Below are 18545 nucleotides of genomic sequence, written 5' to 3'. Positions count from 1 at the left end.
CATTTTATAGCAGCTGCTTGGAAATAGCTGACACATAACGAATGAAATTAAAAAGACTGTTGTAGTAGAAGGAGGAAATTTTATGCCATTACTTCGTTTTGACTTAATAGAAGGGCGAGATCAATCAAGTTTGAAAAAACTTTTAGATGTCGCTCACAATGTTGTAGTAGAGGCTTTTGATGTGCCTCAACAAGACCGTTATCAAATTGTTCATGAACATCCAGAAAATCATATGATTATTGAGGATACTGGGTTAGGATTTAACCGAACTAAAAATCTTGTTGTTCTTTCAGTTACAAGTAAATCCCGACCAAAAGAGAAGAAACAAAAATTTTACAGGCTGTTAGCCGAAAGACTGGAATCGGAGTGTGGTATCGCATCAACTGATTTAATTGTATCTATTGTTGAAAATGATAATGCTGACTGGAGTTTTGGACTTGGTGAGGCCCAATTTTTAACAGGTAAATTGTGGTTGAATACTACTTTCAAATGCTTGATTGAAGAAAAGGATAGAGAAACTAGGTTAGCGGAGCAAACCATGGGTTTGCTCCGCTTTTTTATGTTTATAAGAGAATAATTAAGGAGGTATTGTGGATTTCTATAAAAAATATTTTGACATTTCAGTAAAGAGCAGATATATTTATATATGAACACATGCTCATATATAAATATTATTTGCACCATGTTAGAATGCTTCATAACAGATTTGAAATAATAAATACATATGTATCAATAAACTTTAGTTAAGGAGGAGTTTTTTATGGGGCACAATCATAGTCACAATCATAATGAAGGAGCAAATAAAAAGGTTTTATTGATCTCTTTTATCATGATTACAGGTTATATGATAATAGAAGCTATAGGTGGATTTTTAACAAATAGTCTAGCGCTTTTATCAGATGCAGGCCATATGCTGAGTGATTCAATTTCATTAATGGTTGCCCTGATTGCTTTTACATTAGCTGAAAAAAAGGCAAATCACAATAAGACATTCGGCTATAAACGATTTGAGATTCTTGCAGCTGTGATAAACGGTGCTGCCCTAATTCTTATTTCTCTTTATATCATTTATGAAGCAATCGAACGCTTCTCTAATCCACCAAAAGTAGCAACAACCGGCATGCTTACAATTAGTATCATCGGGTTAGTTGTGAATCTATTGGTCGCTTGGATTATGATGAGTGGCGGAGATACAAAGAATAATCTGAATATAAGAGGAGCTTATTTACATGTAATAAGCGATATGCTCGGCTCTGTAGGTGCCATTTTAGCAGCCATACTTATCATCTTCTTTGGATGGGGCTGGGCAGACCCATTGGCTAGTATCATTGTGGCTATTCTTGTTCTAAGAAGCGGTTACAATGTGACTAAAGATTCCATTCACATATTAATGGAAGGAACTCCAGAAAATATCGATGTCTCTGATATCATTCGAACAATTGAAGGGACAGAGGGAATTCAAAACATTCATGATTTACACATATGGTCTATCACAAGTGGATTGAATGCTCTTTCTTGCCACGCAGTTGTTGACGATCAACTGACCATTTCAGAAAGTGAAAATATTTTACGCAAAATTGAACATGAACTTGAGCATAAAGGCATTACGCACGTAACCATTCAAATGGAAACCGAAGCGCATAATCACGACAATGCGATCCTTTGTCAGGCCAAAATGGAGAAGCCGCGTGACCACCATCACCATTAAATTTTTTATCTAACTTTATAGTGAGGAGATCAACTAGCATTTTGCAGATTCTGTCTACTGACAATTTGAAATTGGCGGGGTGATAATGTGTACGACACTATAGTAATCGGGGCTGGTCAAGCAGGGATCTCGATAGGATATTATCTTAAGCAGTCCGATCAAAAGTTTATCATTTTGGATAAAAGTCATGAGGTGGGGGAGAGCTGGAAAGATCGGTATGACTCATTAGTTTTATTTACTTCTCGAATGTATAGCTCTTTGCCTGGAATGCATCTTGAAGGAGAAAAACATGGATTTCCTTCAAAAAATGAAATTGTTGCTTATCTAAAGAAGTACGTTAAAAAATTTGAAATTCCAATCCAATTACGGACAGAAGTAATAAGTGTCCTAAAAATAAAGAATCATTTCTTAATAAAAACAAATCGGGAAGAATATCAAACGAAGAATCTTGTCATTGCTACAGGTCCTTTTCATACCCCTAATATTCCATCAATATCAAAGGATTTAGCTGATGATATTAATCAACTACACTCATCACAATATAAGAATTCAAAACAATTGGCATATGGAACTAGTAGTTGGTGGTGGGAATAGTGGTGCTCAGATAGCTGTTGAATTATCCAAAGAAAGAGTTACATATTTAGCCTCTAGTAATAAACTAGTTTATTTCCCTTTAATGATCGGAAAAAGAAGCATCTTTTGGTGGTTTGATAAATTAGGAGTTTTAAATATAAGTAATACATCAATAGTAGGCAAATTCATTCAAAAGAAAGGTGATCCAATATTTGGGCATGAATTAAAACATGCAATAAAACAGAAGGAGATCATCTTAAAAAAAAGAGTCATTGCCGGAAAGCAAAATGAAATCATTTTTAAAGATTCATCTACATTAGAAGTAAACAATATTATTTGGGCTACGGGTTTTAGGAATCCCCTATGTTGGATAAATATAAAAGGTGTTTTGAATAAAGAAGGCCGAATCATACATCATAGAGGTGTTTCACCTGTAGAAGGATTGTACTTTATAGGTTTGCCTTGGCAGCATAAGCGAGGTTCAGCGTTGCTTCAAGGCGTAGGAAATGATGCTGAATACATTGTAAAACAAATGAACGGTGAATAAACGAAGCAGAGCAGTAACTCACATGTTTACTGCTCTATTTTATTGTGAATAAGGGTAGCGAAGTGGAGATGCGCCTTCTCTTTTATTTAAGAAGGTAGAACATAGAAAGAGAAAAAGCACTTTAAGACATACTCATATTTTTATGTTCAACAATGGTCTTAAGGAGGCTGCGCATTGAATTTGTCAGGTATGCATCTTTATGGCGTATAAAGATTGTTGAGATACAGCTGTCTTTCTCAGGTAATGGGTGACAATAAACCTTACCTTGTGCAGCAAGATGCATAACAGCAGATTTCGGTACCACTGTTATACCGAGTCCAAGTGCAACACTATTTAAGATTGTCTCCAGGATGTTAAACTCCATCATTCTGTTTGGGAGCACGCCTTCATCTTTGAGCCATTGTTCAAGCCTAGACCGATACCCGCACCCCTGATTAAAAACAAGAATCGGAGTCGTTGAAAAATCCTCTATATTAAACGTTTTGTTACTGGTTACAAGAGTAAGTTTTTCAGTATAAACATCATACTGTTCCAGAATAGAATGTTTCAAAGGGCCTGAAATAAAAGCTCCGTCTAATTCGTGATTCATGACCTTTTTAATAAGTTCCTCTGTTAGACCAGCCTGCAATGATAAATCCACATTAGGATACTTTTTATAATAGGAAGCTATGATGGTCGGCAGTATCCTCACTGTTTCTACTGTACCGATTTTTAATATTCCAGACGGTATATCAGTATCTAGAAAGACTTGCTCCAGTTCTTCAACATCTTTCAAAATTTTGTTAACGTATTCAATCATTTTTCGGCCCTCTGGGCTTAGTGAAACCCCTTTTTTATGGCGATTGAAAAGAGGTGTTTTGAGCTCATTCTCTAATTGCTTAATTCGCGCAGTTACATTAGATTGTACATAATTTAACTCTTTTGCAGCACCGGTAATACTCTTGTGATAGGCTACGCATTTGAAAATTTGTAAGTCTCGCAGTTCCATGAAGATCCCCCCTTCATTAAAGTATCATTATCAGTGATGTTTTTCATCACTTTTGTTCATTTTACTTGATGCTTACTTCTTTTTATAATTCTCATTGTAATTTTAAAGAAAAGGAGGGGAATTCAATGAAAAAAAGTCAATTATTCATTGGTGCCCTTACATGTTTAGTGGCAAGTATGTCTTGGGGCGCGATGTTTCCAGTTGCAGATCATGCATTAGAATTTATTGATCCGTTTTATTTTTCATTTATTCGCTACGGTGTGGTAACGATTATGTTAGTGATTTTATTATTGGTGAGAGAAGGAAAAAAATCATTTCATTTAGAGGGTAAAGCAAAATGGATCATTTTATTTGGGGTGATGGCGTTTACTGTATACAATGTTCTTATTTTTTTAGGTCAAAGGTTGATGGGGAAGTCTGGAATTATGACAGCATCCATTGCCGAGGCACTCATGCCGATGCTTTCAATTGTTATTCTATGGGGATATAAACATGTAAAACCTAAAAAATACACAATGATCAGTATATTGATTGCCTTTTTGGGGGCTTCGATGGTCATAACCAAAGGTAATATAAGTTTCTTTTTTTCATTAGGGGATCATCTATTCTCGCTACTCTTTATATTAATTGGTGTTTTAGGATGGGTTGTCTACACAATGGGGGGACAGTTATTCCAAGAGTGGTCCACACTTCGTTATTCAACATTGACATGTTTATTCGGCACAGCTATAACAGGAATCATGACAGCTATACTTACCGCGCAAGGTTACGTGTCGGTACCGAGTATTAAAGTGATTGCAGCAATTAAGTATGATTTTTTATTTATGATTACTTTACCAGGTATCATAGCCCTCCTTGGTTGGAACTATGGCATTAAAATCCTATCATCCATTAATGGGATTTTATTTATTAACTTTGTCCCCATTACTACATTGTTAATCATGGTGATCAAAGGATATAACATAACTGCATTTGATATAGTAGGAACACTGTTTGTGATTATTGGACTTATTTTAAATAACATATATCAGCGTAAGGAAGATTATAAGCGGGTATTACAAAAAGAAAAAACACATTTGACTATCACTTAGACGGTGGGGGATTTAAAATGTTTGAAGGTTTATTGTTTTTTATTTCAGCTGGAATTGTCTGTGAACTTGCTGCAATTAATAGAAATGGCCGCAAAAATATAAAGCAACAGGCGGAATTGATTCAAATTTTAAAAGAAAACCTTAATAAAGACATTAAATAAATCAAGATGGTTGGATATTATTGAAACACACCAGAAAATTCAGGTGTGTTTTTATTTTGCTTTTTATTTTAAGTCTTAAAACGTCACCAATCGCTAGTTGAATACTATGGGAACCACTCTCCATACGGAAAAGATGATTATTTACATCATTCAGAGTTGATTTTAGGTTCTTTTGAACTTATAATGTTACATATACTGTTTTTTGTTTATTCAGAAAAAACGGACGTTATAAAAATAAAAGAAAATATTTACATCGGAGGTGTACGCCTTACTAGGTAAGGCAAATCATTGACAACCATTAACCTTATCATCTTTACTCTTTTAATTGTCTTGACAGCATTTTTTGTTGCGACTGAATTTGCGATAGTAAAGATCAGGTCATCAAAAATTGACCAACTCATATTAGAGGGAAAAAAAGGTGCCGTATCAGCCAAAAAGGTCATTACTCATTTGGACGAATATTTGTCAGCTTGTCAATTAGGGATCACGGTTACAGCGTTGGGAATTGGCTGGGTTGGAGAATCGACTTTTGAAGTGATTTTGCACCCCTTATTTGTTCATTTTCATGTAAGTGAAACAGTCTCACATGTATTGATCTTAGTGATTGCTTTTGTGATGGCGACTTTTTTGCATGTTGTAGTTGGAGAACTTGCTCCTAAAACACTCGCTATCCAAAAAGCGGAAACCATCACTCTTTTGACTGCAAAGCCAATTATTTGGTTTTACCGCATCCTGTTCCCTTTTATATGGTTTTTAAATGGTTCAGCCCGGTTTATAGTAGGACTCTTCGGTTTGAAACCTGCATCAGAACATGAACTTGCTCATTCTGAAGAAGAACTGCGCATCTTACTGTCTGAAAGCTATAAGAGCGGTGAAATCAATAAAAATGAGTTGAAATATGTAAATAATATTTTTGAATTTGATGAAAGAATCGCCAAAGAAATTATGATTCCGAGAAGAGAGATCGTAGCGATTTCTAGTGAGGATTCTTATGAAACTATTGTTAAGACCATTAAGACAGAGAGCTATACAAGGTACCCCGTCCTAAATGGAGATAAAGATTCAATCATTGGTTATATCAATGCTAAAGAGTTCTTGTCAGCTTATATTGACACAGACCAGAAGATAAAAGAGAATTTCAAGTTAGAAAATCATATCAACCCTGTTATCCATGTTATTGAATCCGTTCCAATTCATGATTTATTGGTAAAAATGCAAAAAGAGCGAACACACATCGCTATTCTTGTGGATGAATATGGCGGCACTTCAGGTTTAGTCACTGCTGAAGATATTCTTGAAGAAATTGTTGGGGAAATCAGAGATGAATTTGATGAAGATGAAGTGCCTGATATTAGAAAAGTAAATGATAATCACTATATCTTAGATTCGAAAGTGCTCATTGAGGATGTAAATGATTTATTGGGAACGACGTTAGCAAGTGACGAAGTGGATACAATAGGCGGCTGGTTTATAACTCAACAAATAGACGCTGCAGTTGGGTCCGTTATAGAAGCCGATGGGTATATTTTTAAAGTGCACAAAACAGTTGGCCGGCATATTAATTATTTAGAAATTGTCCGGAAAAAAGAATAACATCTGGATAAAACACATGAGATTTTGACTAATAAGATGCTTAAAGCCTGAGATGAAAATTTCATCCAGGCTTTTTTAAACAATGATCTTGCAGTTTAAGCAGGTAATCATTATCGAGGTTCAAACGTTTCTCAGCAAACAAGGAGGCTTGGATATCTATAGCTCTTTTACCATTACCTTCTCGCCATTAAAGTCGAGTTCACCATTAAATCGAAAACCAAACCTTTGATAAAGGCGTAGAGCATGAATATTATTTTCAAATATACTCAAATAAATTCTCTTGCATTTATATAGCTCAGCAAGGTGCTGAATGAGGGCTTTAAGCATTTTCTTCCCTAATCCTTTTCCCTGATAGCGTTCGTCAATAAAAAATCGGTCAAGCCAGACTCGTCCATTTTTATTATCTTCATCATACTCTGGAAACAATCCATACATTGCAAAACCGACTAGATCTCCTTCATAGTAAAGCCCGACAGGTTTATAATAGTGACATTCTTTTGCATCCTCTAAACATACTTTTGTAGATTCAATATATGATAATTGATTCTCGCTGACATGTAGATCAAGAATTGCAGCACGATTATCATCAGTTACTGCTTTTATTTTTATACTCATACTACATTCTCCTTTTTTCTTATCCCGGTTAGGCTGCGGTTTATGGTGATGGCAGATGAAATCCTAATATTGCTAAATCTCAGCTTAAACTATATTCACGTCAAACAACATGTAGCCTATCAAATTAAGTACCTTTTCTTATTGTGCCTAACCAGAGGCATTCCCTGCATCCAAATGACTTGACTTTATAGAGAATGAATTAATTTAAAGCTGTAGCATCATTCTTTTTTTCTTTCCAAACCATTGTAAGACCAAGGCCGACAATCATAACGAAACCTGCAAAAAGGAAAGGATAATGAATGTTAAGATCAAATAGTATACCGCCTAGAGCAGGTCCAAATATATTTCCCAGGCTGGTGTATGTGGAGTTCATGCCTGCTGCGAAACCCTGCTGGTTACCGGCCATATTGGATAAATGAGCGGTTAAGGCCGGGCGTAGCAAATCGAACGCCAGAAAAATAAAACAAGTTACAAGCAAAACAGTTAAAAATCCTGACATAACAGTAGACACGAAAGCCAAGATCGCTCCGGTTATTAAGCACAGCTGAATCATTCTTTTCTCTCCAAGTTTGTTGACCAATTTCCCGAATAGTAAAACTTGAATAACTACCGCAACAATGGAACTTATCGTAATAATGGTTGCGATATCTTTTGGTGTGAAGCCAAATTTATGATCAGAAAACAAGCTGAATACCGTTTCATAAGCTGATAAACCAAAAGCCATTACAAAGACGATAATAAATGCAATGAAATAGACAGGATGAATGGATATCTTCAAGTCTTTAATGAAATTTGATTCCTTTGTATGAGATGAGAGTTGATGGCGTTCTTCTATCGACAATGACTCTTTTAGTATAAAAACGGAAGTGACAGCTGCTATTAACGCGATGGCGGAGGCGAAGAAAAACGGCATGCGGATACCAAAGCCGGCAATAAATCCTCCCGCACCAGGCCCAATAATAAAGCCTGTGCTAATTGCAGCAGAAACATACCCCATAGCCTTTGACCTTTCCTTTAGGGTTGTAATATCAGCTACATATGCTGTTACCGCGGGCATGATAAAAGCCGCACTTATACCACCCAATATCCTCGAGAAATAAAATATTGAAACATGGGTCCCTAATCCGAAAATCAACTCAGATAAACTGAATATAAGCAACCCGAGAATAATCATTTTTTTTCTGCCGAATCGGTCAACCCACCTACCTGCAAAAGGTGACGCAATTAACTGAGAAATGGAAAAAGCTGCAACAAGATAACCCATTGTGCTGCCGGATAAATGCATGATTTTCATAAAAGAAGGCATAACTGGAATGATTAAACCGATACCAAGAAATACTACGAAGATGTTGCTTAATAGTATAATGAATATCGTTTTTTGCTCATTTATTGATTTTTTCATCTGAATTCCCCTTTAACTCAATTGAACCCTTTTTACCTATCCTTTTCGCTTGAAGCTTTTTTCAAGTACAATCAAATCATAAGGTATATGGTTACCGTATAGTCAAGGAGGTTTTTATGAGCGAAGATGTTAAGAAGTATTTCACAACAGGGGAGTTTTCGAAGCTCTGCCGTGTAAAAAAACAAACCTTATTTCATTATGATGAGATTGGTCTTTTCTCGCCGGAAATAAAAAAAGAAAATGGGTATAGATATTATTCCTATCATCAATTTGAGATTTTTCAAGTCATCAGTCTATTTAAAGAGCTTGGAGTTCCATTAAAAGAAATAAAGTGTCTAATAAAAGGAAAAACACCAGACAAGATCCTGCATGTTCTAAAAGAAAAGTCTATTGAGATTGATAAAAAAATAAATGAGCTTAAGCAGTTGCAAACGATCTTACATACAAAAGTGGCGCTTACTGAACAAGCACTTGATACTGATTTTTCCTCAATTTCATTTGAGTATTTACATGAAGAAAAATTTATGTTAAGCCGAAAAACATTAAACTTACCGGAACGAAAATATGTGGCTGCCATTTCAGAACTCATTCATGAAGTTCAGCAATATGAATTAGATGAAGGATATCCGATAGGCGGAATCTTTGCACGGGAACAAATCTTAGAAAAAGACTTCTACAATTACAGTTACTTTTATATAAAAGTAAAAGATGGGGCAGAGAACATAAATTATCATGTACGACCAAAGGGCCTGTATGCAGTTGGATATGAAATAGGCGGAAATACTGAAGAGGCATACCGGAGAATCATTGAGTTCATTGAAAAGAATGGAATGCAAATAGGGCAAAATGCATATGAGGAATATATGCTGGATGAGATGGTAGTTGACGGGTATGAAAATACATATGCCAAAATCCTCCTTCAAGTTAAGGAGGTGTAAGATTACGAGATTTTCATATGGAAAAATTGCTTCTATTGTGTGCCCAAAAAGAATATAAACTGGTTTAATAAGCAGCCCACAAGCGAACTTCAAAACTGCACCATTGAGTAAAAAGCAATGTCAATCTTTATTCGCTGGTGTAATTATTACTAGTGAAAAGGGCAAGGAGAATAAAATGGACTTCAAAGGGGCTTAATCATGAAAATGAATTATAAAATGAAAGAAGTTCAAAGAAAATACCAAAATGGATTGTGAAACGCGGGGCTTGCTTGTTGGTGGGGGTTAAATATCAATAACAAGTTGGTAAAAGGTTAATGATGGTGCCAATTTTATTCATCTGTTATGTTTTATTTTTAAATCCTGAAATTATACTTGAAGAGCAATGTCCTATTAAGCCTCACAGCCAAAGGGGAGGACATTTTATTTATTTTTAAAGAGTGCATTAATTACTGAATTTAAAGACATAAGGAAAATAAAATAGTAATCTAGTATGAAAATTCAGTTATCTTCTAAAAAAGATATTGATATTTATTCCAACTCTGTGGTATTTAATTGTTGTCAATATTCTTAAAAGGAGTTGGAATAATGAACAAATTTTTCTTGGCTCTCTTTTTATTTGTAATCACTTCTGTTAGCACGGTTTCAACAGCAAATGCAGCTGTAATCGATCATGATAAAGTTGTGGGTTTTAGAGAGGTGGTGCCTACCACTGTTACTCAAAAAGCGGCGAAACGTTTTCAACCATATCTAAAGGTTTATAGCGGCTGTGTGCCTTTTCCTGCAGTAGATGCGCAAGGTAATACAAGTGGAGGTTTAGAGCCGACTGGAGCGCCTGAAGGACATTGCAGCAAAAATACTGGACAAGTATATTCACGTTCTGCATGGTACAATGGGGTTTGGGCAATCATGTATTCTTGGTATTTTCCTAAAGATGAAGCCTCTCCAAGCTTAGGTCACAGACATGACTGGGAAGGAATCGTTGTATGGATTGATAATCCAGCGAATCAAAATCCAAAGGTTTTATCAATTGCATATTCCGGACATGGAAAATTCACAAATGTAGCACCAAGCGGAACCAACATGAAAGATGGCACTCATCCTTTGATTGCCTATGACAGCACGTGGCCACTTAACCACGAATTGATGATGAGCGATCGTGTTGTAGGTGGAACTCAACCGTTGATCGGTTGGGATGATTTAACTCCTGCCGCAAGGAATGCATTAAATACAGCAGATTTCGGTAAAGCAAACGTTCCTTTTAATGATAGTAATTTCACCAACAATTTAAAGAAAGCTTGGTTTAAATAAAAATTCATAATTCTAAATTGAGAAGAGTCCTTACTAAAAGAAGGGCTCTTTTTTCTCCTTACTTCAAGACGACATTTATGGACCGAAAACAAAAGCAAAACTTAAATCCCTAATAAAAGAGAAGCCCTTCTTGTTATGAGAAGGACTTTCCACATATATAATATGATTTCTTAAATTTTGCTTTCTGCAAATTCTGCCTTAGTTTTTTGTTATTTACTTAAAATCAGCTAGAGACAAAGTTCATTCTATTCAAGTTTGTTCATTAACTCTGTGAATGAATCACAAACATAGCTAATGGAACTTTCCTTATCTTCATAAGCGATGTCATGATCCCAAAATACAATAGAAGGACTATTGAGTCCTTTTCTAAAATCGAAGCAGATTTCATTGCCAAACACATCATCGGCAATCGGTTTTACTTTATCTGGCATTCTGCCGTCTCGATAACGATTAGAAACGTTAACTATATATGACTCACTTTCTTTATGGAAGCTATGTAAGTATCCAAATGCAATTCCTTCCCTATCTTCAAGATCAAAAGTTTCAGGAGAGGGGGTAGCACCAGAATAGATTTTGACATATTCTAAATAATCTTTTGGGAACTTTACTTGTAACAGGTTTTCTACTTCAATAATTTCCTTGTTACTAACAGGATGCTCTCCGAAATCCCATTCAACCATATGAATCACCGCCTTGATCTGTAACATCCTTCTTTATGTAACAAGAGGGTGTTGATTTTTCTAATCTTTAAATATATCTGGAATTTTTTCTCATCATATTAATAGCAATTCTCTAAATTGATTAGTCTCAATTGAGTTTTCATAGGGTTCTTCTTCCTAAAAGAGGTTTCTCAACAATTGCCACATCTTTTTTGATTAGAACACTTGTAGCATTTAACTCAATCTCAAAATCTTCATATATCCCTTCTGAAACCTTCTCAATGTAATCTATATACTCGTTGGCTTGTTCTTCTGTAGTGATGTTTTCAATAAAGTCAGAGAAAATACTGATTTCTTCTGGCAATACTATTCCTAAATCACCAAATGGATCTTCTTCAAATTTATATGAATACTTCATATGTTATTTCACCTTAAATATTATTATTTATATAACGGATAAGCAGTTGCTATTGCTCCTTATTTAAATACATTTCTATTTTAATACCCGACCAAGAGATGCCCCTGAATTTAGTTGGCCGATTTGCTTTTTAGTTTGGTAAGCTTCATCAATAGCTTTTAATACATCTGTACGGTTCCACTCTCTAGGGAAGAAACTAGAATCAGCTATTTTTATCAACCTCAACCTTTGCCATATAAACTCCGTTTTTATCAGTTTTTTTTTCCGTACCCTGAATAATTTTTCCGCCCGACGCTTTGTAAAGCTTTTCTCAAGTTGACCATTTGCGTCCTTAGTTCTTTATATTCTTTGGCGCGGTCTGTAGCTTCAGACATAGGTGTTTTAGCTTCAAAGACTTTCATAATCATACCCTTTCATTTAATTATATATCAAAATATTACCATGGAAGAAAGAGGGAACGAACCTAAAATTAACTTGATTGATCATATCAAAGATAGCGAATAAAAAGTTTGCGGTTTTTTTGCGGTCTGAACACTTTTTGGAAATGTTAGAATATTACATAAAAAGACATAAAAGGAGGGGTCCTGTGAATCCGGTTTTATCATCGTCAGAAGTTGGCGTAAAGATCAATGAATGGTATAAAATGATACGTCAATTTAGTGTCCCGGATGCAGAGATTTTAAAGGCAGAGGTCGAGCAAGAAATCCAACGGATGGAGGAAGATGAGTATTTACTCATTTACTTCTCCCTAATGAAATTCCGTCATCAGCTCATGTTAGATTATTTGGAACCCGTAACAACACGTATAAGACCAACTATTGAGGAACTTCTTGAAAAAATTGAGACTTCAAATAAAGGCATATCTGGCCTGTTATCGTATTATTCTCTATTTTTCAGAGGGATGTACGAGTTTGATAAGAAGCAATACATGAAAGCTATCTACTATTATAGAGAAGCCGAAAAGCAGCTTATACATGTCCCAGATGAGATCGAAAGGGCAGAGTTTCATTTTAAGTTAGCTGAAGCATATTATGGTATGAAGCAAAGTCATGTGTCTATGCATCACGTTAAACAAGCATTGGATATTTATAATCAATATGAACTTTATAAGGTGCGAAAAGTTCAATGTATGTTTGTTATCTCAGGGAATTATACTGATTTTAAACATTACGAAAAAAGTCAGCCGCATCTTGAAAAGGCATTAGAGTTATCTAGGGAATTGAATAACAAAAGGTTGATTAGTTCTGCACTATATAATTTAGGCACTAATTTTGCTGACAGTGGTGATTACGAGCAGGCGGAAGTATACATAAAGCAAGCAGTGGAGATTACAGAAAAAGAAAAGCTCACAAACTTGCCACATTCTTTATTTTCTTATGCAAAAATCCTTTTTAAACAAGGAAAAATGAATGAGGCTATCCAAGTAAGTAAGAAAGGTTTGTCAGCAGCTCTTTATCAAGGTGATGAGCTTTTCGCAAAATTACAGGGATATTTAAAAGCTCTTTATGTCGATGCAGTGGACCAACAAGGTGTTAATCAAACAATAGAATACTTAGAAAAAAATAAGAACTATTCATATATTGAAGACATTGCCTGTGAGACCGCAGCTGCTTACGCAAACTCAAAAGAATTTGAAACATCCTATGTATATCATCAGAAAATGCTTGAGACTCAAACACAAATTCAAAGGGGAGAATGCCTGTATGACTTTTAAAAAGAAGGTATGCCTAATCCTGGGTTTGTCACTTGTTTTAGTGTGTGGTTTCGGATCCAACTTAACAGAAGATCAAACTCAAAACACATTTCATATTGCCTCTGATCGTTTTCAAACTTGATAATATTACATTCAACCTCCTTCAGAAATGGAGGTTTTTTTATTTGATATTAACAGAAACAATGGAATCAAATGCTACATAAATAGTATCCCCTTTTAAATCCTTGAGGCATAACCTTATTTTTTGGGGAGAGAAAAAGGCAATAGTGCACCGCAAATTAAAATTTTCGGTAGATCATAATAACTTTTGGCTTGGTATTAAGCATCTTGAATATATGCTAGGTAACGGAGAAAGTGACAGGTTGGGGCTGTCAAAGAAAACACCAGATTATTAAGAAGCAAAAGGTAAAGAAACTAAGTTGGAAAACTAAACTTTAAATTAATTCAGGCTGTGAGAAAAATCTCAACAGCCTTTTATAATTGTTTAGGAGCAAGTGGATTGATAGTATGGACAAATGGTATCTAAAAAAGGAAAGAGTTTTAAGCCTTTTCTTTTTATCTATTATGTATATGAGCAAATTTTCTGTGCCTTTCAACTTCTATTTCTTAATTATGTTTAATTTAACCAAGCACTTTTTAAAAGCTGTGAGCCAGATGTAATTTCATCAAAGTTGAGATGAGCAAAACCTAACTTTATAATTGGTTTATCAGGCATAGTGTTAACGAAATGAACGGAAGTAGGATATACTTTCACACCGTACTGCAAAGCACGCTGAATTAATTTCTCTTCTAGGCAATTCAGATGAACTCTCACTAATATATATAATCCGGACTGCTCGCCGATGATTGTCACATGATCCCCAAACTGCTGCTTTAAATTTGAAATTAAGTGTTGCATCTTGCGTTTATATACAATGCGCATACGCTTAATATGGCGAGTCCATTCACCAGCCTTTATAAATTCAGACATGGTTAGCTGATTAAGCAAAGAAGCAGTGTTTTCAAAATGAAGAAACCGTTTTTTATACTTATGCAAAATGGGCTGCGGCAAAACCATATAACTTATACGGATGCCGGGAAGAAAGGATTTTGAGAAATTCCCCAAATAGATCACTCGTTCTGATTGAATGGATGCAAGGGCGGGAAACGGCTGTTGCGTATAACGGAACTCACTATCATAATCATCTTCAATAATATATCCTTCTCTATTATTCGCCCAATTGATCAGTGTTTGACGATGCTGAATGGTCATGCTTACGCCGTAAGGGCTATGATGGGAAGGAGTCACATAGATTAATTTCTCTTTCAGTGCATTTAATTGAGAAAAGTCAGCTCCACTTTCATAAACAGGAAGCGTTTCTAAATGAAGTCCATGAAATTGAAAAGCTTCCCTGGCACCTTCATACCCCGGATTTTCAACTACAATTCCGTGAAATTCCTCTTTTAGAATGTGGCAAAGATATATTAGCATTTGTTGCGTACCACTGCCGATAATAATAGAATTAGCATCTGTTTTCACCCCACGTGATTCTAAAAGATAAGTGGCAATTTGCTCACGGAGGCTCATTTCTCCAAATGGTTCGCTGTACAGATAGCTTTTCTCTAATGACAAAACCTGATTGTATAATTTTCTCCATGTTTTCAGCGGAAAATGCTTTTGATCGACGGCTCCGGCGCGAAAATCAATCAGTATCGGTTGTGACGTTTCTGTTTTATCAGCTTGTACCTCAGCATTTTCTTGTCTTAAAAGGGGTCCTACTTCATTTGCAAAATACCCTTTACGTGATTCTCCGCGAATGTATCCCTCTGCTAAAAGAAGATCGTAGGCCATTAGCGTTGTATTGCGGCTTACCTGCAGGGAATTGGCCAGTTCTCGAATGGATGGCAGCTGCTCATTTACTTTTATATTTCCATGCTCGATTAATGCCTTAAATTGCTCGTAAATTTGTTTGTATTTCGGAGTGTCGCTTTTGAAAGCGAAAATCATGCTTTTCATTTGTTTTTCTCCTCTGACATGTATATTTAACTAAAACTGTACCTTTTAAAATGTCAGTTGTTATTTTATCCTAAAAGTACTTTGTCAATCCATTGAAAATAAAGACATATGGTTAGTTAAAGAATATTTATTTGGGGGAAATTTCAAAATGAAAAATCTAAATGTTGCTATTCCTACGCCTTTTAATGAGGATGAAAGTCTATTTTTAGAAGGATTTGATACTATTGTTGATCATTTAAAAAACAACGGTATCAATTCATTACTAATATGCGGTACTACTGGTGAACAACATTCACTGAGCATAGATGAACGTATTCAGATCATTGAGTATTTCAGTCAGCGAAAATCCGATGATATCGAACTTATGTTTGGTGTTTCAGCTACGAGAACAAGTGATGCCATAAAACTAATTGAAAAAATTGAGAAAACTCATATTCATTCAATATTAATTGGTTTTCCGCCTTATATAAGACCTACACAAAAGCAAGCTATTTATTATGTTGACGAACTTCTTAGTCATACATCTAAAGAGGTTGCGCTTTATAATAACCCTACCAGGACTGGTTTTAATTTGAGTGAGAAAGCACTTAATGATTTACTAAGCCGACATTCAAATATAAGGGGACTTAAAGAAGGAGGCGATGTTCATCGGCATAAACAAACAGACTTCCCTAATAATTTTATTATGTTTGCAGCTGGAGATGTAAACCTTCCAGAAATGATTAAAAATGGATGTAATGGTCTATCAAGCTTGGTTGGAAATGTTTATCCTGATGAGATCAAAGTAATTTTCAATGACTTATTAGAAAATAAACATGTAGATTTAAATAGATTAAACGAACTTATAAATGAAGTTATAAACGATCACACTCTTATTAATATAAAAACTCACTATAAAAATATTGGTTTAAAAATAGGAGATTGTCGATCACCGATCATAAAAATGTAAGATGGCGCCTTAGTTTGTTACAGAAAGGACTAACTTTGAGAAAGTGGAAGGAAGAACAGAGGAGTAAATATTTATGGCTGTCGAGAAAAAACTCGACAGCATACCCTATATTGTGTGGTTTTTATCTTTACCTAAATTTAATGAGGTACTAGAAGGGTTTGTTAATATGCAGTCTAAAACTTTTTTAGTAAATGGCATAAAGTAATTAAGTATTAACCCTGCTAAACAAACGGTCAATAAAGTCCCTATACCAATTGGTCCATTCGAAATTATTGCCATTATCAAGAATATTAGGTAAATGAGTGTTCTTGCAAAAAATAGATTTGTTCTGGTTAATTCTTGTATGATTAAAGTTAATCGATCAATTGGAATTGGCGCAAAATTGGTGTATAAATATGTTGCAGTTCCTATTCCTATTACAACTAGCCCGATTCCGAAACAAACAATTTTGCTATACCATTGTTCAGGTGTTATTAAATCCTGCAATAAAAAAAGCCACATATCAATGCCAATTCCTGTTATAAATGCTGTTAACATCCCCAAAATTTCTGGTCGTTGTCTCTTTAAAATTGAATTGAAGCAAATCAGTATTAAGGCTAATATAATTTCCCAACTTCCCGCAGTAAGTCCCACATTTGTGGACAGTCCAACCAATAGAGCATCAAAAGGTGAAGTGCCAAGGTTTGATTGAATCGTGAAAGAAATGCCGAGGGTTAAGATTAAAATTCCTAATATATAAAACAAATATTTCATTGTACTCAGCCTCTTTTTTTATTATTTTTTGTTGTATTTACAACAAAGTTAGTTTATATTCAATATATGTCATTTATATTGTATTTGCAACAAAAATAACTTTAAGGGGGTAATGATGAAGGAAATTCTTCGTGAAATTGGAATGATTGCAAGGGCGTTAGATTCCATAAGTAATATCGAATTTAAAGAACATGACCTTACCAAAGGGCAGTATTTGTATCTTGTACGAATATGTGAAAACCCAGGAATCATCCAAGAAAAACTAGTTGAAATGATCAAAGTAGACAGAACGACAGCGTCTCGTGCGATTAAAAAACTTGAAATGAACAGTTTTATTGAAAAGAAAGATGATGAACATAACAAAAAAATAAAAAAACTCTTTCCAACTGAGAAGGGGAAAAATGTATTTCCATTTATAAAAAGTGAAAATGAGCATTCAAATCGTGTTGCTTTAGCGGGATTTTCTGAAAAAGAAGCAGAGTCTATTTTCAATTTTCTTCAAAGAATAAGAAAAAATATAGAAAAAGATTGGGAATATGTTAAGAAGGGAAACAAAAGAAGTTATTTATAAAGAAGGAGCTTTATAAAAGTGAACATTCTAATTAAAAAGTGCAATCATGAAGATTTAAACATACTACAAGAAATAAGTATTGAAACGTTCAACGACACATTTAAAGATCAGAATTCACCTGAAAATATGAAAGCCTATTTAGAAAAAGCTTTTAACTCTAAACAACTTCAATTGGAGTTATCCAATTCTTGGTCACAATTCTATTTTGTTTTTTTAGATAATGAAGTAGCTGGATATTTAAAGGTCAATACAAATGATGCTCAGTCGGAAGAGATGGGTGAAGAATCACTTGAAATCGAAAGGATTTATATAAAGAAGAAATTCCAAAAACATGGTCTGGGTAAACATCTGTTTAATAAAGCTGTGGATATTGCACTGGAATGTAATAAAAAGAAAATTTGGCTAGGTGTTTGGGAAAAAAATGAAAATGCCATTGCTTTTTATGAAAAGATGGGATTTATTAAAACAGGAGCGCACTCATTTTATATGGGCGATGAAGAACAAACTGATTTCATCATGATCAAGACACTGATATAAATTTTTACAAGGGGGATGGATAGT

At 34.8% G+C, this 18545-nt stretch carries 16 protein-coding genes and 3 pseudogenes; 12 read left to right on the top strand and 7 right to left on the bottom strand.

Features of this window, described 5'->3' with window-relative positions:
- Positions 1 to 82: 82 nt before the first annotated feature.
- From NYE49_RS13410 to NYE49_RS13400, 3 genes and pseudogenes are all read left to right on the top strand, one after another.
- Positions 83 to 469 (top strand): annotated as a pseudogene (locus NYE49_RS13410) (tautomerase family protein); the annotation flags it as partial.
- Positions 470 to 760: 291 nt separating this feature from the next.
- Positions 761 to 1708: a CDF family zinc transporter CzcD gene (czcD, locus tag NYE49_RS13405; RefSeq protein WP_047182926.1), complete on the top strand. Its 948-nt coding sequence runs from the start codon at positions 761 to 763 to the stop codon at positions 1706 to 1708.
- A gap of 87 nt (positions 1709 to 1795) precedes the next feature.
- Positions 1796 to 2828: pseudogene (locus NYE49_RS13400) on the top strand (NAD(P)/FAD-dependent oxidoreductase).
- A 121-nt stretch (positions 2829 to 2949) separates the two neighbouring features.
- Here the strand turns inward: NYE49_RS13400 and czcR are convergent.
- Complete coding sequence (czcR, locus tag NYE49_RS13395) at positions 2950 to 3816, bottom strand: LysR family transcriptional regulator CzcR (RefSeq protein ID WP_342410307.1); 867 nt, start codon at positions 3814 to 3816, stop codon at positions 2950 to 2952.
- A gap of 125 nt (positions 3817 to 3941) precedes the next feature.
- On the opposite strand from czcR, the gene NYE49_RS13390 reads away from it, so the two are divergent.
- The 3 genes from NYE49_RS13390 to NYE49_RS13380 all read left to right on the top strand — a co-directional run bounded on the left by NYE49_RS13390 (position 3942) and on the right by NYE49_RS13380 (position 6661).
- Positions 3942 to 4907, top strand: a complete 966-nt coding sequence (locus tag NYE49_RS13390; RefSeq protein WP_047182923.1) for a DMT family transporter — start codon at positions 3942 to 3944, stop codon at positions 4905 to 4907.
- Positions 4908 to 4924: 17 nt separating this feature from the next.
- Entirely contained in the window at positions 4925 to 5068 is a 144-nt protein-coding gene (locus tag NYE49_RS13385; protein ID WP_014477437.1) for a YrzO family protein, read from the top strand.
- 288 nt (positions 5069 to 5356) lie between these two features.
- Entirely contained in the window at positions 5357 to 6661 is a 1305-nt protein-coding gene (locus NYE49_RS13380) for a hemolysin family protein (RefSeq protein ID WP_047182922.1), read from the top strand.
- 156 nt (positions 6662 to 6817) lie between these two features.
- Here the strand turns inward: NYE49_RS13380 and bltD are convergent, their stop codons facing one another.
- Positions 6818 to 7276, bottom strand: a complete 459-nt coding sequence (bltD, locus tag NYE49_RS13375; protein ID WP_047182921.1) for a spermine/spermidine acetyltransferase — start codon at positions 7274 to 7276, stop codon at positions 6818 to 6820.
- 199 nt (positions 7277 to 7475) lie between these two features.
- Positions 7476 to 8678: a multidrug efflux MFS transporter Blt gene (gene blt / locus NYE49_RS13370; RefSeq protein ID WP_047182920.1), complete on the bottom strand. Its 1203-nt coding sequence runs from the start codon at positions 8676 to 8678 to the stop codon at positions 7476 to 7478.
- 116 nt (positions 8679 to 8794) lie between these two features.
- Between blt and bltR the strand changes: the two genes are divergently transcribed.
- Complete coding sequence (gene bltR, locus NYE49_RS13365) at positions 8795 to 9616, top strand: multidrug efflux transcriptional regulator BltR (protein WP_047182919.1); 822 nt, start codon at positions 8795 to 8797, stop codon at positions 9614 to 9616.
- Positions 9617 to 10201: 585 nt separating this feature from the next.
- On the top strand, positions 10202 to 10924 hold the full coding sequence (locus NYE49_RS13360; RefSeq protein ID WP_015384163.1) for an NPP1 family protein: 723 nt from the start codon (positions 10202 to 10204) through the stop codon (positions 10922 to 10924).
- Positions 10925 to 11169: 245 nt separating this feature from the next.
- Here the strand turns inward: NYE49_RS13360 and NYE49_RS13355 are convergent, their stop codons facing one another.
- Together NYE49_RS13355 and NYE49_RS13350 are read right to left on the bottom strand one after the other, a co-directional pair.
- The gene (locus NYE49_RS13355; RefSeq protein WP_047182918.1) at positions 11170 to 11604 is read right to left on the bottom strand and encodes an SMI1/KNR4 family protein; all 435 of its coding nucleotides are present in this window, start codon (positions 11602 to 11604) and stop codon (positions 11170 to 11172) included.
- Positions 11605 to 11697: 93 nt separating this feature from the next.
- A pseudogene (locus NYE49_RS13350) lies at positions 11698 to 12001 on the bottom strand (tRNA-Val4).
- Between the two features lie 586 nt (positions 12002 to 12587).
- On the opposite strand from NYE49_RS13350, the gene NYE49_RS13345 reads away from it, so the two are divergent.
- A complete protein-coding gene (locus tag NYE49_RS13345; protein WP_014477416.1) occupies positions 12588 to 13715 on the top strand; it encodes a Rap family tetratricopeptide repeat protein in 1128 nt (375 codons plus the stop codon).
- A gap of 616 nt (positions 13716 to 14331) precedes the next feature.
- Here the strand turns inward: NYE49_RS13345 and NYE49_RS13340 are convergent.
- The gene (locus tag NYE49_RS13340; protein ID WP_047182917.1) at positions 14332 to 15711 is read right to left on the bottom strand and encodes a PLP-dependent aminotransferase family protein; all 1380 of its coding nucleotides are present in this window, start codon (positions 15709 to 15711) and stop codon (positions 14332 to 14334) included.
- 148 nt (positions 15712 to 15859) lie between these two features.
- Here NYE49_RS13340 and NYE49_RS13335 point away from each other — a divergent pair, with 148 nt between their 5' ends.
- The gene (locus tag NYE49_RS13335; RefSeq protein WP_047182916.1) at positions 15860 to 16660 is read left to right on the top strand and encodes a dihydrodipicolinate synthase family protein; all 801 of its coding nucleotides are present in this window, start codon (positions 15860 to 15862) and stop codon (positions 16658 to 16660) included.
- Between the two features lie 105 nt (positions 16661 to 16765).
- On the opposite strand, the gene NYE49_RS13330 is transcribed toward NYE49_RS13335, so the two are convergent.
- Positions 16766 to 17413, bottom strand: coding sequence for a YitT family protein (locus tag NYE49_RS13330; RefSeq protein ID WP_047182915.1), 648 nt, complete (start codon positions 17411 to 17413; stop codon positions 16766 to 16768).
- Positions 17414 to 17528: 115 nt separating this feature from the next.
- On the opposite strand from NYE49_RS13330, the gene NYE49_RS13325 reads away from it, so the two are divergent.
- Together NYE49_RS13325 and NYE49_RS13320 are read left to right on the top strand one after the other, a co-directional pair.
- On the top strand, positions 17529 to 17984 hold the full coding sequence (locus NYE49_RS13325; RefSeq protein ID WP_047182914.1) for a MarR family transcriptional regulator: 456 nt from the start codon (positions 17529 to 17531) through the stop codon (positions 17982 to 17984).
- A gap of 18 nt (positions 17985 to 18002) precedes the next feature.
- A complete protein-coding gene (locus NYE49_RS13320; protein WP_047182913.1) occupies positions 18003 to 18521 on the top strand; it encodes a GNAT family N-acetyltransferase in 519 nt (172 codons plus the stop codon).
- Positions 18522 to 18545: the final 24 nt, after the last annotated feature.

The organism is Bacillus sp. FSL L8-0358, from assembly GCF_038593095.1.
GTDB lineage: Bacteria > Bacillota > Bacilli > Bacillales > Bacillaceae > Bacillus > Bacillus subtilis.
Note: the sequence above shows the minus strand (reverse complement) of the source record. Positions and strands in the feature narration are given on the sequence as shown.

Excerpts from the sequence above, each read along its gene's own strand:
- NYE49_RS13385 (WP_014477437.1), top strand. The coding sequence starts at position 4,925 with ATGTTTGAAGGTTTATTGTTTTTTATTTCAGCTGGAATTGTCTGTGAA.
- NYE49_RS13325 (WP_047182914.1), top strand. The coding sequence starts at position 17,529 with ATGAAGGAAATTCTTCGTGAAATTGGAATGATTGCAAGGGCGTTAGAT.
- bltR (WP_047182919.1), top strand. The coding sequence starts at position 8,795 with ATGAGCGAAGATGTTAAGAAGTATTTCACAACAGGGGAGTTTTCGAAG.
- NYE49_RS13335 (WP_047182916.1), top strand. The coding sequence starts at position 15,860 with ATGAAAAATCTAAATGTTGCTATTCCTACGCCTTTTAATGAGGATGAA.
- NYE49_RS13330 (WP_047182915.1), bottom strand. The coding sequence starts at position 17,413 with ATGAAATATTTGTTTTATATATTAGGAATTTTAATCTTAACCCTCGGC.
- blt (WP_047182920.1), bottom strand. The coding sequence starts at position 8,678 with ATGAAAAAATCAATAAATGAGCAAAAAACGATATTCATTATACTATTA.
- czcR (WP_342410307.1), bottom strand. The coding sequence starts at position 3,816 with ATGGAACTGCGAGACTTACAAATTTTCAAATGCGTAGCCTATCACAAG.
- czcD (WP_047182926.1), top strand. The coding sequence starts at position 761 with ATGGGGCACAATCATAGTCACAATCATAATGAAGGAGCAAATAAAAAG.
- NYE49_RS13340 (WP_047182917.1), bottom strand. The coding sequence starts at position 15,711 with ATGAAAAGCATGATTTTCGCTTTCAAAAGCGACACTCCGAAATACAAA.
- NYE49_RS13360 (WP_015384163.1), top strand. The coding sequence starts at position 10,202 with ATGAACAAATTTTTCTTGGCTCTCTTTTTATTTGTAATCACTTCTGTT.
- NYE49_RS13390 (WP_047182923.1), top strand. The coding sequence starts at position 3,942 with ATGAAAAAAAGTCAATTATTCATTGGTGCCCTTACATGTTTAGTGGCA.
- bltD (WP_047182921.1), bottom strand. The coding sequence starts at position 7,276 with ATGAGTATAAAAATAAAAGCAGTAACTGATGATAATCGTGCTGCAATT.
- NYE49_RS13355 (WP_047182918.1), bottom strand. The coding sequence starts at position 11,604 with ATGGTTGAATGGGATTTCGGAGAGCATCCTGTTAGTAACAAGGAAATT.